The following is a 16,022-nucleotide window of genomic DNA, read 5'->3' as shown; positions in this document are numbered from 1 at the left end:
GACGGGGCGCAGCACGCTGCGCCCCGATGGCTTATACCGCCGCAACACCGAGCAGCCGACTGGCATCGGCCGCCAGCAGTTGTTTTACCAGCTCTACGCAGCGCAGGAAGCGTTCGTCATAGTCGCTGGACTCCACGTGTACATACTCGATGTTATTGGCCCGCAGCATCTCTTCCAACAAATGCTGGAACACTTTGCGATCCTTGGGGTTACCCAGGCTGCGCAGGCCATCCGCCACCCAGGGGGTGTTGTTTTCCAGCAGGATCACCAGATCAAACCGGTACTCGTCGATCAGTGCCTGCACAAAGGGGTGCTCGCGCCCTTCGTACTTTTTACAGAAGGCCTGAGTGGTGACGAAGTCGGTGTCGATAAAGGCCACTTTATTGGCGTACTTCACCGCAAAGTCGACGTACTGCGCCTGCCCGAGAGCAATCTTGTCGTAGTCGGAATACTGCAGCGCCATCTCATCCCCACCGAGGTGCGAGAACACATAGTCGCGGCCATATTCCCAGGCACTGGTGGTGTTAAAGATGTTTGCCAGCTTGTTCACCAGCGTCGATTTGCCGCTCGATTCACCGCCGAGGATCGCCACGGTACGAACAAAGAACGGCTTCACTTCGGTCGGAATATAATCCCAATAAAGGAACGGATCCTGACGGATCTGGCGGCCGCTGATATTCATAAATGAACGTTCGGGATCAATCAGAACGGTTTCAATGCCCAGATGTTCACGGTAGCGCGGGGCATCCTGCGCTTCGCTGGAATAGATAAAGCTCGGCACAATGGCTTTCTGTTCCAGAAAAGCCTTCACCCCATCGCTCCAGACATTCCAGCCATGCGGATAGGGTTCAATGCCCTGTTCGTCGAAGGAATGAATATGGATGTTTTTCTGGTACTTAAAGGTTTGCAGCAGCCAGCGTAGACGATCGCTGACCGTCGGCTGTTGCGACATTGAACTGTTTTCGAACAGCTCCCGGTCGCGGGGTTCGTCGTGACACAGGATCACGTGCAGCTCATCTACCTGGCTGCAGGCGCGCTGGATCAGGTAAATGTGGCCGGTGTGCAGAGGGTAAAATTTACCAAACACCACGCCGACCTTTTTCTCACGCCGTGGAAATTCCAGGCCAAGGTAGCGGTGCAGCGCCTCCAGTTTCTGGGCGCTCGGACTTTTGATTTTGTCGTTCAGTAACTGGCTGAGATAGCCTTTGGTCATGCCACTGGCATCCGCCACCTGCTGCAGAGTGCAGCTCTTCTGCTTAATCGACGCCTTCAGGTAATCGAATTGCCGCATAGCCCCTCCGTTTAATATGCTAAACAAAATAGCATAATCTGCACACCGCGTGGCAATTAATAAAACTGTTCCAGCACGTCCAATGCGTCCGCCAGTTTCTTCACGCCGAACACCTGCATATTGGCCGGTGGTTTCTTGGGTACGTTGGCATGTGGCACGATGGCCCGCTTGAAACCGTGTTTCGCCGCTTCGGAAATACGTTCCTGGCCGCTCGGCACCGGACGGATCTCCCCCGCCAGCCCCACTTCGCCAAACACCACCAAATCGTTTGGCAGCGGGCGATCGCGCAGGCTGGACACCAGCGACATCAGCAACGCCAGATCGGCGCTGGTTTCACTGACTTTCACCCCGCCAACCACGTTGACGAACACGTCCTGATCCGACATCTGCAGCCCACCGTGGCGATGCAGCACCGCCAGCAGGATCGCCAACCGGTTTTGTTCCAGACCCACGGCCACCCGACGCGGATTGGACATCATCGAATGATCCACCAGCGCCTGAATTTCCACCAGCAACGGCCGCGTGCCTTCCCACACCACCATCACCGAACTGCCGGAAGTGACCTCATCGCCACGGCTGAGGAAAATGGCCGACGGGTTACTGACTTCACGCAGGCCCTGCTCTGTCATGGCGAAAACGCCCAATTCATTCACCGCACCAAAGCGGTTTTTGTGGCTGCGCAGGGTACGAAAACGCGAATCGGCGTCGCCGTCCAGCAGCACCGAGCAGTCAATACAGTGTTCCAAAACTTTCGGCCCGGCCAGAGAGCCGTCTTTGGTGACGTGTCCCACCATCACAATCGCCACACCGCGCGTCTTGGCGAAGCGCGTCAGGTAGGCGGCGGTTTCACGCACCTGCGCTACGCTGCCCGGCGAAGACTGAATGTCCGCCATGTGCATCACCTGGATGGAGTCAATCACCATCAGTTTCGGCTGTTCCTGCTCGGCAATCAGGCAGATCTGCTCGATACTGGTTTCCGACAGCATATTCAGGCCGCCAGTCGGTAAGCCGAGACGGTGGGCGCGCATCGCGACCTGCTGCAATGATTCTTCACCGGTGACGTACAGGGTTTTCATCTGTTCGGACAGTTTGCACAGCACCTGCAACAGCAGCGTACTCTTGCCGGCGCCAGGGTTACCGCCGATCAGGATCGCACTGCCCGGCACCACCCCGCCCCCCAGCACCCGGTCAAACTCAAGGAAACCGGTGGAGAAACGCGGCAGCTCATCCAGGCTGATGTCCGACAGCTTTTGCACCTTGCTGATGCCGGCATCGCCGGCGTAGCCGCTCAGGCGCTCATTGCGAGAAGAGGAAGACACCGCAGCCAGACGCACTTCTGTAATGCTGTTCCAGGCGTGGCAAGCGCTGCACTGCCCCTGCCAGCGCGGATAATCGGCCCCGCACTCATTACATACAAACGCCCGTTTTGCTGCTTTTGCCACGTATTACCTCTGTTTTTACCACATTGCCGCTGTCTGGCATTATCGCCGGATCAGGGTCAACTTTAGCGAACTTCGTGTTTCAGGCTACCGGTCAGTACACACAGCACGCCAATCAGGTCAGCATGGCGAATCGACACCTGCGCCTTCTCATAGACTTTCGGTTTGGCGTGATAGGCAATGCCCAACCCGGCAACCTGCATCATTTTTAAATCGTTGGCACCGTCGCCGATGGCCACGGTTTGCTGCGGCGGAATACCCAGTTTTTCCGCCAGTGCGACCAGCGTATCGGCTTTAAACTGCGCATCGACTATCGGTCCCAGCACTTCACCGGTCAGTTTGCCGTCGCGAATTTCCAGCTCATTAGCCGCCACCGCCACCAATTTTAGTTTATCGCGCAGGTACTCGGCATAATAGGTGAAACCGCCGGAAGCGATCGCCACATGCCAGTCCATCGCCTGCAGCTTGCGCACCAGGTTGACCAGCCCAGGCATCAGTGGCAGCTCATCGCGCACCTGCTTGAGGATATTGGCATCGGCGCCTTTCAGCGTGCCGACGCGTTGGCGCAGGCTGGCGGTAAAATCCAGTTCACCCCGCATCGCACGTTCGGTGACTTCAGACACTTGCTCACCGACGCCTGCCAGTTTGGCGATCTCGTCGATGCATTCAATTTCTATCGCCGTAGAGTCCATATCCATCACCAGCAGCCCAGGGGTGCGCAAATGAGGAATTTTGCCTAGAGGAGCCACATCCAGCCCGCTCTCCGCCGCCAACAGCTTGGCGCGTGCCGTCAGGGTGCCAGCCAGACGCACCACCTGATAGTCCTCGACGCACCAGGCGGTAACAATCACCATCGCCGCACCCAGCTTGCGCTGGAAATCGGTAATGCGCGTTTTGTTCAGTTCTCTGCCATATAATAGCCAACCGGTATGACCCGCCCGATAATCCAGCGGCATCACTTCGTCACCGCTCAGCGAAAGGGGAAGACCCGGCCATTGAGAGATCTCTGCCGGGAGATCGCAATAGGTCAGACTATTCGACATCCTTAACTCCTGAAAAAACACTGCATGATAAAACGACGCATCAAGCTATCCTATCGCCATTGCTTCTGGCAACATAAAGTGTCCAAGATGCCCAAGGAACCTGCATGGCTCGCGCTAAACTGAAATTTCGCCTGCACCGCACCGCTATTATCCTGATTTGCCTGGCTTTGCTGGTACTGTTGATGCAGGGCGCGTCCTATTTTAGCCTGAGTCACCAACTGGCGCGATCCGAACAGGTGGAAGAACTGGCGCAAACGCTGACCAAACAGGTGGCCTCCAGCCTGGCTCCGCTGATGGACGACGACAGCGACGTCGATAACCAGCGCATCGACACCATCCTCAAACAGCTCACCGGGGGCAGCCGCATTCTGGACGCCAGCGTCTATCAGCTCGACGGCACGTTGGTTTCCCACGCCGGTGAACAGATAAGTATACGCGATCGTTTGTCGCTCGACGGTAAACGCGCCGGCAGCTACTTCAATCATCAACTGGTCGAGTCCATTCAGGGCAAAGACGGCCCAATCGGCTTTATCCGCATCACGCTGGACACCCACGTACTGGCGACCGAATCCAAACAGGTGGATAACACCACCAACCTGCTGCGCCTGATGATCCTGCTGGCTCTGGCCATCGGTATTATTCTGGCGCGTACGCTACTGCAACACCGCCGCAGCCGCTGGCAGCAATCGCCGTACCTGCTGACCGCCAATACGCCATTGGAAGAAGGTAACACGGTAGAAAATGACGATGACGACGCGCGGCCGGATGCGAATAAAGAAGAAGAGAAGAAGCCCGAGAGCGGTTCTTAAGCCATTCGCTGAATACGCTCGTTCAGCCCCTGAACCTGTGCCAGCATCTGGTCGGCGATAACGCGAAAATCTTCGCTGATAAGTGTATGCCGTGCCACACGTTGCCAAAACTCCAGCGCCATCAATTCCGCCTGCCGCCAAACGGCACCGCTGACTTCATGACCCAATCGGATTTCCAACGCTTGATGGCGCATATTACCGCTGCTGGTTGGCGCAAATGCCATCGGCAACATGTCATACAAAGGGGCTAAAACCACCGGCCGCTGTTCGGGGTGCAGAAACGACAAGTTCCCCTGATGCATATCGCTATTGGCAATCAACCTGCCGAATGCCCAATACAGAGCCATTCTCTGACAGGTGGGGTTGTCTATCACACCATGCTGCAATAACCCTTGCGCCGCCATAACCCAATTGGCATTGCCGCTACCGCTAAACTCGGCATCCAATGCTTCGAGTGAAACCATCGCCACCCGGCCAAACGGGCCGATGCGATCGAACCGTTCAATTTCCAGAAAACACTGCTGATTTTCACCCAACAAGACTTCACTTCGTGCCGCAGGCAACCCCGCTTCCGCCACGACCTGTAACGCCAGTGACTCTGCGATCAGCAAATCACTCCAACGCTGCGCATTGGGGTTTTCCGGGGCCGTACTGAATTTAACCAATACATGACCTTGTCGCTCGTCCCTCAGTTCAGCATAAGCAATAAACTTGGGTTGCTCACCACCGGCAGAAGACCCGACCAGTTCCCCTGCAAGCGCCTTCTCAGCCAGCTCTGCGTAACGGGCTGTTTTTTCCGCCATCGGCACTGCCGGCTCCAGGTCATGTACCAGCCAGCGTTGATAGCTGCCGTTGCCAGGCAGCAGGTTACCGCTCATGTCGTCACCAAAGTGACAAAGCGCCCACAGTCGCTGCTCTTCGTTCCAAAGCAGAGTATCTTCCGGCAGGCGCAATACTTGAGAAACCGCCTTCCCCCATGCCCGGCCAAGAAAACCTATCGGCCGCAGATCGTTCAGATACCAAGGCAGACCATCATAAAGTTGCCATTCACCATTTTGCTCATTTTGTACCGCGCATCCTTCAGCCGGATAGACAGGATAAAGCGTGGCAAACTTATGTGCCTTACCCTGCTCATCCACCTGATACAGCGGAAACTGCCCTTCACCTGCCACGCTTCTGAGCAACGCATAGCGGGTGGCCCGGCCTTTGCCCATCACCAGTACGCTTCCTGCCAAATTGCGAATACGGCGCGATAATGTCGGTTGACTGATACCCAGCGCTTCAGTAAGTGCTGTAGATGTCGCTGGGCCATTACGTAGTAATTGCTCGATGCCCGTCATAGATGAATAGATTCGTGAATAGATTTATGAATAGAGTAATAGCGCTAATTAGCTGTCAGGTAAAGTATTTGCAGGAAATGATTTAGGAAAGGTGAATAGATTGCTACAGGGGCGCAGCAGAGTGCTGCGCCCGCAGGATATTACTCTTTGTCGCCCAGCAGTACAGATTCCAGCGCGATAACGATCATTTCGTTAAAGGTGGTCTGACGTTCTGCCGCGGTGGTCGCTTCGTGACGCAGGATGTGGTCAGAAACGGTACAAATGGTCAGTGCCTTACAGCCAAATTCTTCGTACAGCTCCGCCGCCACACCGTAGATACCGGCCGCTTCCATTTCCACACCCAGGATGCCGTACTTCTTCATCACCTGGAACATGTCCGGATCTGGCGTGTAGAACAGGTCAGCGGAGAAGATGTTACCTACGCGCGCCGGAATACCCTGCGCTGCCGCTGCGTCTACTGCGTTACGCACCATGTCAAAGTCGGCGATTGCCGCGTAGTCATGATCCTTGAAACGCATGCGGTTCACTTTGGAATCGGTGCAGGCACCCATGCCGATCACCACGTCACGCAGTTTAACGTCGTCACGCACCGCGCCGCACGAACCCACACGGATGATTTTCTTCACGCCGAATTCGGCAATCAGTTCACGCGCATAAATGGAGCAGGACGGGATACCCATACCGTGACCCATTACGGAGATTTTGCGGCCTTTGTAGGTCCCGGTGAAGCCCAGCATGCCACGCACGTTGTTCACTTCCACCGCGCCTTCCAGGAAAGTTTCCGCGATGTATTTTGCACGCAGCGGATCGCCCGGCATCAGTACTACGTCAGAGAAATCACCCATTTCAGCATTAATATGCGGCGTAGCCATAATTGTCTTCCTTTAAATCGTCGTCATGAATAAAAAAATACGCCGGGCAACCGCCCGGCACTAACAAAGTCTTAGAACATCGATTTGCCGTAATCCATCGGCGACACGCCAAAGTAGCTGGCAACCGTCTGGCCGATGTCGGCGAAAGTTTCACGGTGGCCCAGCGAGCCAGGCTTCACTTTCGGGCCGTAAACCAAGACCGGGATGTGTTCACGGGTGTGGTCGGTGCCCGGCCAGGTTGGGTCACAGCCGTGGTCAGCGGTGAAGATAATGATGTCTTCATCTTTAACCAGTTTCAGCAGCTCCGGCAGGCGACGGTCGAACAGCTCCAGCGCGGCGGCATAGCCGGCAACGTCACGACGGTGGCCGTAAGAGGAGTCAAAATCAACGAAGTTGGTGAACACAATGGTGTTGTCGCCGGCTTTTTCCATTTCGATCAGAGTGGCGTCGAACAGCGCATCGATACCGGTCGCCTTGACCTTTTTGGTGATACCCACGTTAGCGTAGATATCGGCGATTTTACCGATAGACACCACTTCGCCGCCCTTCTCATCCACCAGTTTTTTCAGCACGGTTGGCGCCGGTGGCTCTACTGCCAGGTCATGACGGTTACCGGTACGCTGGAAGTTGCCCGGCTTGTCGCCCAGGAACGGGCGCGCGATCACGCGGCCAATGTTATAACCGCCTTCGGTCAGTTCTTCACGGGCGATTTCACACAGCTCATACAGACGGTCCAGGCCGAAGGTCTCTTCGTGACAGGCGATCTGGAAGACCGAGTCGGCAGAGGTGTAGAAAATCGGTTTGCCGGTTTTCATGTGCTCTTCGCCCAACTGGTCGAGGATCACGGTGCCGGAAGAGTGGCAGTTGCCGAGGTAACCCGGCAGATTGGCGCGCTCAACCAGCTTGTCCAGCAGCTCCTGCGGGAAACTGTTGTGCTCATCGCTGAAATAGCCCCAGTCGAACAATACCGGCACGCCGGCAATTTCCCAGTGGCCTGAAGGCGTATCCTTACCGGAAGAGAGTTCGCTGGCGTGAGCATAGGCGCCAATGATGTCTGCATTACGGTCCAGCCCCTGCGGGAAGGTACCGGTGGATTCTTCCGCCGCTTTGCCCAGGCCCAGACGGCTCAGGTTAGGCAGGGTCAACGGGCCCTGACGGCCCACGTTGGCTTCACCGCGAGCACAAACCTCGGCAATGTGGCCCAGAGTATCGGAACCCTGATCGCCAAATTTCGCCGCATCTTCACTTGCGCCAATACCGAATGAGTCTAATACCATAATAAATGTGCGTTTCATCATGCTCTCCTGCGTGTTCTCACGCTGTGGGCGACAGCGAAAACGCCGCTGCCACTCCTGATTCGTTAATTATTCAGTGATACGCTTATAAACGACTGGCGTCACTTCCGGCGCTTTGTCACTCAGCACCATCGCACTGCGCACCTCTTCGGCCGCCTGCTGCCAGCTTTCTTCGTCGTTAGCGTGGATCACCGCCAGCGGTTGCTGGGTATCGACTTTATCGCCCAGACGGGCCATGCCGGTCAGGCCGACGCTGTAGTCGATATTGTCGGTCGCGCGACGACGGCCGCCGCCCAGCGATACCACCGCCATGCCCAGCGCACGGGTATCCATCGCACTGATGATACCCTGTTTTTCGGCGTAAACCGGTTTACTCAGAGTTGCGGCCGGCAGGTAGCTGTCGTAGCGCTCGACGAAATCGGTCGGGCCCTGTTGCGCCGCCACCATGCGACCAAACACTTCAGCCGCTTTACCATTGTCCAGCACCGCCTGCAGTTTGGCACGTGCATCGGCGTCATCTTTCGCCAGGCCACCGGAAAGCAGCATTTCCACGCACAGTGCCATGGTCACTTCCAGCAGGCGTGGGTTACGGTATTCACCGGTCAGGAAGCGTACCGCTTCGCGAACTTCGACCGCATTACCGGCGCTGGAAGCCAGCACCTGGTTCATGTCAGTCAGCAACGCGGTGGTTTTGCAGCCTGCGCCGTTAGCCACACCCACAATCGCCTGTGCCAGATCGGCCGACAATGCGTAGGTTGGCATAAAGGCACCGGAACCGACTTTAACGTCCATCACCAACGCATCCAGCCCTTCCGCCAGCTTCTTCGCCAGAATTGAGGCGGTGATCAGCGGGATAGAATCCACCGTGGCGGTAATATCACGGGTCGCGTAGAAGCGCTTGTCCGCCGGTGCCAGCGAGCTGGTCTGGCCGATAATCGCCACGCCCACGTCCTGAATAATCTTACGGAAGGCATTGTCGTCCGGGAAAATATTAAAACCCGGGATCGCTTCCAGCTTGTCCAGCGTACCGCCGGTATGCCCCAGGCCACGGCCGGAGATCATCGGCACGTAGCCGCCACAGGCCGCCACCATTGGGCCGAGCATCAGCGAAGTCACGTCGCCCACGCCACCGGTAGAATGCTTGTCGACCAGCGGGCCGTTCAGCGACAGGCTTTTCCAGTCCAGCACGGTGCCGGAATCACGCATCGCCATGGTGAGCGCCACGCGCTCCGGCATGGTCATATCGTGGAAGTAAATGGTCATCGCCAGCGCCGCGATCTGCCCTTCAGAAACCACATTGTCACGGATACCATTGATGAAAAAGCGGATTTCCGCTTCGCTCAACGGTTGACCGTCACGTTTTTTACGAATAATTTCTTGTGCCAGGAACAAGGCATCCCCCTGTTTTAGCTAATGTAGAGTGCAGGCAGACGCCATATCGCGCCTTGCCGACGGAATCGATCAGTAACCGCTGCCAGACGGCTCGGCACCGTGGCCCAGCGTCGCCAACAGGCTGGCTAACAGGCTGGAAGCCCCGAAGCGGAAATGACGCGCATCGGCCCAGCCTTCACCCAGAATACGATCGGCAAGTTGCAGGTAATGCAGTGCATCTTCCGCCGTACGCACGCCGCCGGCCGGCTTGAAGCCCACCGTCTTGGCGACGCCCATATCGCGGATCACCGACATCATCAGCTCGGCGCTTTCCAGCGTCGCGTTGACCGGCACTTTACCGGTTGAGGTCTTGATAAAGTCCGCGCCGGCATTGATGGCAATTTCCGAAGCCTTGCGGATCAGATTGGCCTGCTTGAGCTCACCGGTTTCGATGATCACTTTCAGCAGCACGTTGGCGGCCAGACAGGCCTGCTTGCACTGTTTCACCAGCTCAAAACCGACCTGCTCATTACCGGCGATCAGTGCGCGGTATGGGAACACCACGTCCACTTCATCGGCACCGTAAGCGATAGCCGCACGCGTTTCCGCCAGCGCGATCTCGATATCATCGTTGCCATGCGGGAAGTTGGTGACGGTCGCAATACGGATGTCTGGCGTCCCCTGCTCACGCAGGGCCTTGCGCGCCGCCGGAATAAAGCGCGGGTAAATGCAGATGGCCGCGGTATGCCCGGCCGGGCTGTTCGCCTGACGACACAGCGCGATCACTTTCTCATCGGTGTCATCATCGTTCAGCGTGGTCAAATCCATTAAGGTCAGCGCACGTTGCGCTGCTGCGGTTAATTCGGTCATAAAACTCTCCAACTGAGAACCTGGGTGTTGGCGAGCGGACTTGGTTCCTTGAAGATAGCGCAGGGGAACGGGTTCCCTCTTCGGCAACTGAGATCCTTCTCACCGCACATAACCCTTCGCATCGCGCAGGGTCAGTAATAGCTATTTGAACACGATCGCCAGGGGCAATTCGCGTTCACAGTCACACTATATGAAATAACACTGTAACAGACCGGAATTATATGTGAAGACCATCACAAAATAACGCGATATCGTTCACAAATTCGCTAAAGAAACGGGCAAAGATAGCGGGCACAGCATTCTGTGCCCGTGTTAGAAGTATAGGCGCTGTCCTGCAATAGAGCCTGTTGCCCTATGCAGGACAGCCCGGGGATTACAGCGCCAGGAAGAACCCGGCGATGGTCGCGCTCATCAGGTTGGAGAGCGTCCCCGCCGCCACGGCTTTCAGACCGAAACGTGCGATGTCGTGACGACGATTCGGTGCCATGCTGCCCAGACCACCGAGCAGGATCGCCACCGATGACAGGTTGGCAAAGCCGCACAGGGCAAAGGAGATAATCGCCTTGGTATGCGTCGACAGCACCTGCAGCCCCTCTGCCGCCACCACGTCGTCCGGACGCAAATAAGCACCAAAGTTCATGTAGGCAACAAATTCATTCACGATGATCTTCTGGCCGATAAACGAACCGGCGGTCATCGCTTCATGCCATGGCACGCCGATCAGGAAGGCAATAGGTGAGAACACCCAACCGAGGATCAGCTCCAGCGACAGCTGCGGATAGTCGAACCAGCCGCCAATACCGCCGAGAATGCCGTTCAACAGGGCGATAAGCGCGATAAACGCCAGCAGCATTGCGCCCACGTTCAGCGCCAACTGCATGCCGGAAGCTGCACCGGAAGCCGCTGCGTCAATCACGTTGGCCGGGCGGTCTTCTTCCGCGATCAACTTCGTTGCATCGTCCCTGTCGTGGGTTTTTTCGGTTTCCGGCACCATCAGCTTGGCAAACAGCAGGCCACCCGGTGCGGCCATGAACGAAGCCGCAATCAGGTATTCCAGCGGTACGCCCATCTGGGCATAACCTGCCAGCACCGAACCGGCCACCGAGGCCAGGCCGCCACACATCACGGTGAACAACTCAGATTGGGTCATGGTGGCGATATACGGACGCACCACCAGCGGAGCTTCAGTTTGGCCAACAAAGATATTGGCGGTCGCCGACAGCGATTCTGTCCGCGAGGTACCCAACAATTTTTGCACGCCGCCGCCCAGTACGCGGATCACCAGTTGCATGACGCCGAGGTAGTAAAGCACCGCAATCAGCGAGGAGAAGAACACGATCACCGGCAGGACGCGCAGCGCAAAAACAAAGCCGCCGCCGCCAAAGACTTCAAACATCTTGTCGGAAACCAGACCGCCGAAGATAAATGAAATGCCCTGATTACCGTAGGCGATTACGTTAGCCACGCCGGCCGACATGCCGCCGAGAATGCTGCGACCTACCGGGACGTACAGCACCAGCGCGCCGATGGCGACCTGAAGAACGAATGCCCAGCCAACGGTGCGAAACTTAATCGCGCGGCGGTTGCTGGAGAGCAGCACGGCAATGGCGATCAGCGCCGCCATGCCGACCAGGCTCATGATGAGTTGCATGCAAAGTATCCCTGTTGCGAAAAAAAGAAATGCATCCCTGTCCGGTTGTCCCGCGAGGGTTGCTTATGAGTGTTTTCGGGGTGCGATTATACGGAGCGGGACAACGCCCGCACCGATTTATGTCACAAATATATACAACCAGACGCAATAGAAAACACCAGTACGTGACATACATCACGGTTTAATCCTTCTGCATGACCTTGGCTCATCGGCCTAATTGGCTACAGTGCCACGTCCTTAATCCGTTTTTGCTCGTTGGGGGAGATCTCCGCTTGGGACTTGATATAGTCCACCACCGCTTCTGCCGCGCCGCTGCCGGCCACCGTCTTGATGTTACGCCCTTCGGTAAAGGCGCTGAACCCATCCCCACCCGTGGCCAGGAATGAATTCACCACAATCGGGTACCAGGCGTCATCCTTTAGCGGCTGCCCCTGCACCGTTAACGAGACGATGCGCTGATTGAGCGGCTTGCGGCTATCGTATTTCATTTCGATGCCCTTCGAGACTTGCAGGATGCCGTTGGTCAGATTTGCCGCATGATTCATTAACGAACGTAGCTGTTTGCCGTTGATTTCCATGTAGCTCAAGTCGTCCGGGAAAGGGAACAGGGTGATAATATCGCCCAGTTTAATTTGCCCCTGAGCCAGTTCACTTCTCAATCCGCCACTGTTGACGAAGGCGAATTGCGCCCGTGGATCCATGGCCAAAAAAGCATCACCGACCATATTGCCTACGGGAGAAGACTCACCATAAGAACGCGTCAATTCTGCGCTGGCCTTACCGATTTTCTGCTGAGTGATCTCTTTCAGCTTATCCGTCCATAGCGCGATCTTATCCGCCGTTGCCCGATCGGGTTCAACATCGCCAGCGTAAATATTGATTAGCTGCCCTTTATAGCCGGTGATCTTTTTACTTTTATCGTCAATATTCAGCACCAGTTTTCCCAGATCGATGCCATAGGCATCGGTGGAAACAATTAATGTATTGTTCACCTTGATGGGTTCCGGCGTACCCACGTGAGCATGACCGGTAATAATGACATCCAGCCCCTGTACCTGCTTTGCCAGCTCTATATCTTTATTTAACCGCCGACTCACGTCCGTCGCACCAAAACTGGATTGCCGTGCCGGCACACCTTCATGGATTAACAATACGGTAATGTCCACCTTGTCGCGGATCTGCCCAAGATATTTATTCAGGTATTCCACTTCGTCGCGCATTTCGACACCCTTGCGCATATTTTTATTTACCGTATCGTAGAAAGCGAATTTCCCATGCAGACCAATCACGCCAACCTTAACACCGGATTTTTCCAAAATAACCCAGGGCTTATCCCACACCGGTTTATCGCTATTTTCATAGAACAGGTTACCCAATAACACAGGAAAGGTGGCCTTATTCATCTGCTGAATCATATTCGGTACGCCGTGATCAAATTCATGATTACCAATAGAAACAGCATCAAACGACATTTGATTCATCACATCAATGATAGCCTCACCCTTCGTTAGCGTGCTGATATAAGGACCGGTAAAAAAATCCCCGGCATCGAAGAAGAAGACAGCATCATCTTTGGCTTTGGCCTGTTTGACGATAGTGGCAATATTGGCGAATCCCCCCACTGGTTTTTCTTTGCTGACGTAAGGGGCTTTAAAAGGGAGCACATTGGCGTGCAAGTCGTTGGTATGATAGATCGTAAGATCAACAGCCTGAACAGAGGCGCTGGTAAAGAATGCCACCGTGACTAATGGAAAGATAAACTTTGATATTTTCACGTAATATTCCCTCAATCCATGTGTAGGGCACTGCCTGATCCAATAAGTGTTTTTGAATCACCCTTTATTTAAACGCGTTAAGTGTATTGTAATACCTGATGATTGGAGATTAACTGCCCTGCTGTCTGAATATAACAGGGTAAATATGAATGGAAAACGACAGACGCGCTTAGTTAAACATAGCATCCACTTTTGTTTTGTGAATTATGTCATGTTTGAAAAATAAGACTTAGCCCGTTATCGATTCATTTATTGATTGTCATTAACTTGTTATTCGAAAAGCAATTACAATACGCTAAAAACAAAATAAACGAATGGCAAAGCATCCATAACGAAAATATAATCCCCCGAAAAACACCCCATCACACTGAAAATAACTCTCGTGTATTTCGCTGTAATTGGGCGCCGATCATCTCCTCCGACTCCGGGCGCAATTGGCACAGGGCAGCGAAAACTTCAGCAGCGCGCTCGGGGCGGTTCGGTTGCCCCTGGTAACCGGCCAGCGGCATGTCGGGCGCATCGGTTTCCAACAGCAACGACGTCAACGGCAGTTGGGCCATGACATTACGGGTTTTCTGCGCCCGCTCATAGCTGATGGTGCCACCGACGCCAATGTAATATCCCAGGCGGATAAACGCCTGCGCCTGCGACAGACTGCCGGCAAAGCCGTGCACCACGCCGCGACGAGGTACTTCGGTGCGACGCAGCATCGCCGCCAACTGATCATGGCTGCGGCGTGAATGCAGGATCACCGGCAAATCGTATTGCTTTGCCAGCTTCAATTGCGCGGTTAACACCTGCTGTTGGCGCTCGAACTGCGGGTTTTCCATATACAGATCGAGGCCAATCTCCCCCACCGCCACCAGCTTAGGCGGTCGGCTGGCCAGGAACCCCGCCAATTGTTCCAGCTCCGGCTCATGGTGCTCGGCAATATACAACGGGTGTAGCCCCAGGGCAGCAAACAGCGGTGGATAATCGCGTGCCAACTTCAATACCCGCACAAAACGATCGGCGGTCACCGTAGGCACGATAATCCGTCGCACGCCCGCTTGCTCCGCCAACGCCAGGCTTTCACTCTCGTGACCGCTGAACGGCGGGAAATCGAAGTGGCAGTGGGTGTCGGTGAAGTCGTGCATCACAGCAGCCCACCCTCGCCCGGTGGCACTTCGCCCGGCAAAATAATGTCCATCGCCGCCAGTTTGGCTTCCGACGGGTTGGCAAGATCGCGCGGGTGACTGATGTCGGTAATAATCGGTGAAGGCATGATGACGTTCTCCGGTTGGATCAAACGACGCGACAGCGCCTTTTTCACCTTCATGCCGTCCAGTTTGTCCTGTTCTACCAGCCAGTGACCGACGGTTGCCAGGAAGTAGCGCCCGCACTTACGGCCCAGGTGATAGTCCTGATTGAGCGACGTGACGCGACTCCCCAGGGCATTACTGGCCAACGGCTTCGGCGGGAAAATCTCGAAGATGCGCAGCTCGCCGGGCGGCTTCTCAATAAACTGCTGGATGCGGTGGTAACTTTGCTCGTGGTGTTGCAGGATGCGCACCATCTGCTGCAGGCTGCTTTCGCTCAGCCAGTGCTCCATGCGTTTCATCCACTGCGGCGTGTAGTACATCTGCGACGGCACGGTGCGGATCACCACGATGGTATCCGCGCCACGGCGATAGGCTTCTTCAACCGGGATCGCATCGCTGATGCCACCATCCTGATAGCTGACGCCGTCCAGCTCCACACCCATGCGGTAAAAACCGGGGATGGCGCTGGATGCTTTGATGGCCGGTAGCCAGCTCTCGCGTTGCGCGGGCAGGTAGGTCGGTTCGAAGTCATCACTGCGGCAGGCGCACATCAGGAATTCACGGCCATCAACCAGGCTTTTTTCCGCAACGTCCATCGCCAGCGGCAGCTGTTGGGTCGTGGTATCGAGCAGCCAGTCGAGATCGATAAGATGCCCACCGCGCACAAAGCGCAATGGGTTAAAAAATTCAGCGGAAGTGGTGTAGCGGGTGATCACCCGCCGCGCGTAGCCCATCTGGCCACAAATAAAAGCCGAGAGGTTTTGCGCGCCGGCAGAAGTGCCGATCATCAGATCAAAAGGATTAAAGCGGGCACGCTGGAACTCGTCCAGCACGCCGGCAGTGAAAATGCCGCGCTGCCCGCCCCCTTCACATACCAGCGCCATTTTACCGGGCCGGTAAGGTTTATACGCCAGCGGTTCGATATTGCCGAGCGTGATGGGTATTCTGTATCCCAACCCTGCATC

The 16,022-nt window shown here is 55.7% G+C and carries 13 protein-coding genes; 1 reads left to right on the top strand and 12 read right to left on the bottom strand.

Translation table 11 applies throughout. The annotated features are described in order from the left end of the window. Positions 1-31 precede the first annotated feature (31 nt). The 3 genes from nadR to serB form a co-directional block, all read right to left on the bottom strand. Complete coding sequence (gene nadR, locus ACSOSI_RS03020) at positions 32-1,291, bottom strand: multifunctional transcriptional regulator/nicotinamide-nucleotide adenylyltransferase/ribosylnicotinamide kinase NadR (protein WP_012005121.1); 1,260 nt, start codon at positions 1,289-1,291, stop codon at positions 32-34. Between the two features lie 56 nt (positions 1,292-1,347). After that, positions 1,348-2,733 carry a DNA repair protein RadA gene (radA, locus tag ACSOSI_RS03015; protein ID WP_012005120.1) on the bottom strand — a complete coding sequence of 462 codons (1,386 nt, stop codon included), beginning with the start codon at positions 2,731-2,733 and terminating at the stop codon, positions 1,348-1,350. A gap of 62 nt (positions 2,734-2,795) precedes the next feature. Beyond that, positions 2,796-3,773 carry a phosphoserine phosphatase gene (gene serB / locus ACSOSI_RS03010; RefSeq protein ID WP_012005119.1) on the bottom strand — a complete coding sequence of 326 codons (978 nt, stop codon included), beginning with the start codon at positions 3,771-3,773 and terminating at the stop codon, positions 2,796-2,798. Between the two features lie 104 nt (positions 3,774-3,877). Here serB and ACSOSI_RS03005 point away from each other — a divergent pair, with 104 nt between their 5' ends. Then, positions 3,878-4,582 carry a YtjB family periplasmic protein gene (locus tag ACSOSI_RS03005; protein WP_476706534.1) on the top strand — a complete coding sequence of 235 codons (705 nt, stop codon included), beginning with the start codon at positions 3,878-3,880 and terminating at the stop codon, positions 4,580-4,582. Here ACSOSI_RS03005 and yjjJ read toward each other — a convergent pair. From yjjJ to ACSOSI_RS02960, 9 genes are all read right to left on the bottom strand, one after another. After that, positions 4,579-5,922 (bottom strand): type II toxin-antitoxin system HipA family toxin YjjJ, encoded by a 1,344-nt coding sequence (yjjJ, locus tag ACSOSI_RS03000; RefSeq protein ID WP_476706533.1) that lies wholly within the window; start codon positions 5,920-5,922, stop codon positions 4,579-4,581. The two genes, ACSOSI_RS03005 and yjjJ, sit on opposite strands and share 4 nt — an antisense overlap. A gap of 140 nt (positions 5,923-6,062) precedes the next feature. Continuing rightward, positions 6,063-6,794, bottom strand: a complete 732-nt coding sequence (deoD, locus tag ACSOSI_RS02995) for a purine-nucleoside phosphorylase (RefSeq protein ID WP_476706532.1) — start codon at positions 6,792-6,794, stop codon at positions 6,063-6,065. 71 nt (positions 6,795-6,865) lie between these two features. Continuing rightward, positions 6,866-8,089: a phosphopentomutase gene (deoB, locus tag ACSOSI_RS02990; RefSeq protein ID WP_012005115.1), complete on the bottom strand. Its 1,224-nt coding sequence runs from the start codon at positions 8,087-8,089 to the stop codon at positions 6,866-6,868. A gap of 69 nt (positions 8,090-8,158) precedes the next feature. Continuing rightward, positions 8,159-9,481: a thymidine phosphorylase gene (gene deoA, locus ACSOSI_RS02985; RefSeq protein WP_012005114.1), complete on the bottom strand. Its 1,323-nt coding sequence runs from the start codon at positions 9,479-9,481 to the stop codon at positions 8,159-8,161. Positions 9,482-9,550: 69 nt separating this feature from the next. Further along, positions 9,551-10,330 (bottom strand): deoxyribose-phosphate aldolase, encoded by a 780-nt coding sequence (gene deoC, locus ACSOSI_RS02980; protein ID WP_012005113.1) that lies wholly within the window; start codon positions 10,328-10,330, stop codon positions 9,551-9,553. Positions 10,331-10,703: 373 nt separating this feature from the next. Then, the gene (locus tag ACSOSI_RS02975; RefSeq protein WP_476706531.1) at positions 10,704-11,981 is read right to left on the bottom strand and encodes a NupC/NupG family nucleoside CNT transporter; all 1,278 of its coding nucleotides are present in this window, start codon (positions 11,979-11,981) and stop codon (positions 10,704-10,706) included. 221 nt (positions 11,982-12,202) lie between these two features. Beyond that, positions 12,203-13,750 carry a bifunctional metallophosphatase/5'-nucleotidase gene (locus tag ACSOSI_RS02970; protein WP_476707243.1) on the bottom strand — a complete coding sequence of 516 codons (1,548 nt, stop codon included), beginning with the start codon at positions 13,748-13,750 and terminating at the stop codon, positions 12,203-12,205. A 368-nt stretch (positions 13,751-14,118) separates the two neighbouring features. Beyond that, positions 14,119-14,892, bottom strand: coding sequence for a TatD family hydrolase (locus ACSOSI_RS02965; RefSeq protein WP_476707242.1), 774 nt, complete (start codon positions 14,890-14,892; stop codon positions 14,119-14,121). Beyond that, the gene (locus tag ACSOSI_RS02960; protein WP_012005109.1) at positions 14,892-16,013 is read right to left on the bottom strand and encodes a patatin-like phospholipase family protein; all 1,122 of its coding nucleotides are present in this window, start codon (positions 16,011-16,013) and stop codon (positions 14,892-14,894) included. Before ACSOSI_RS02960 ends, ACSOSI_RS02965 begins: the two co-directional genes overlap by 1 nt. Between the last annotated feature and the right edge of the window lie 9 nt (positions 16,014-16,022).

Source organism: Serratia sp. AR11 (genome assembly GCF_056376275.1).
Note: the sequence above shows the minus strand (reverse complement) of the source record. Positions and strands in the feature narration are given on the sequence as shown.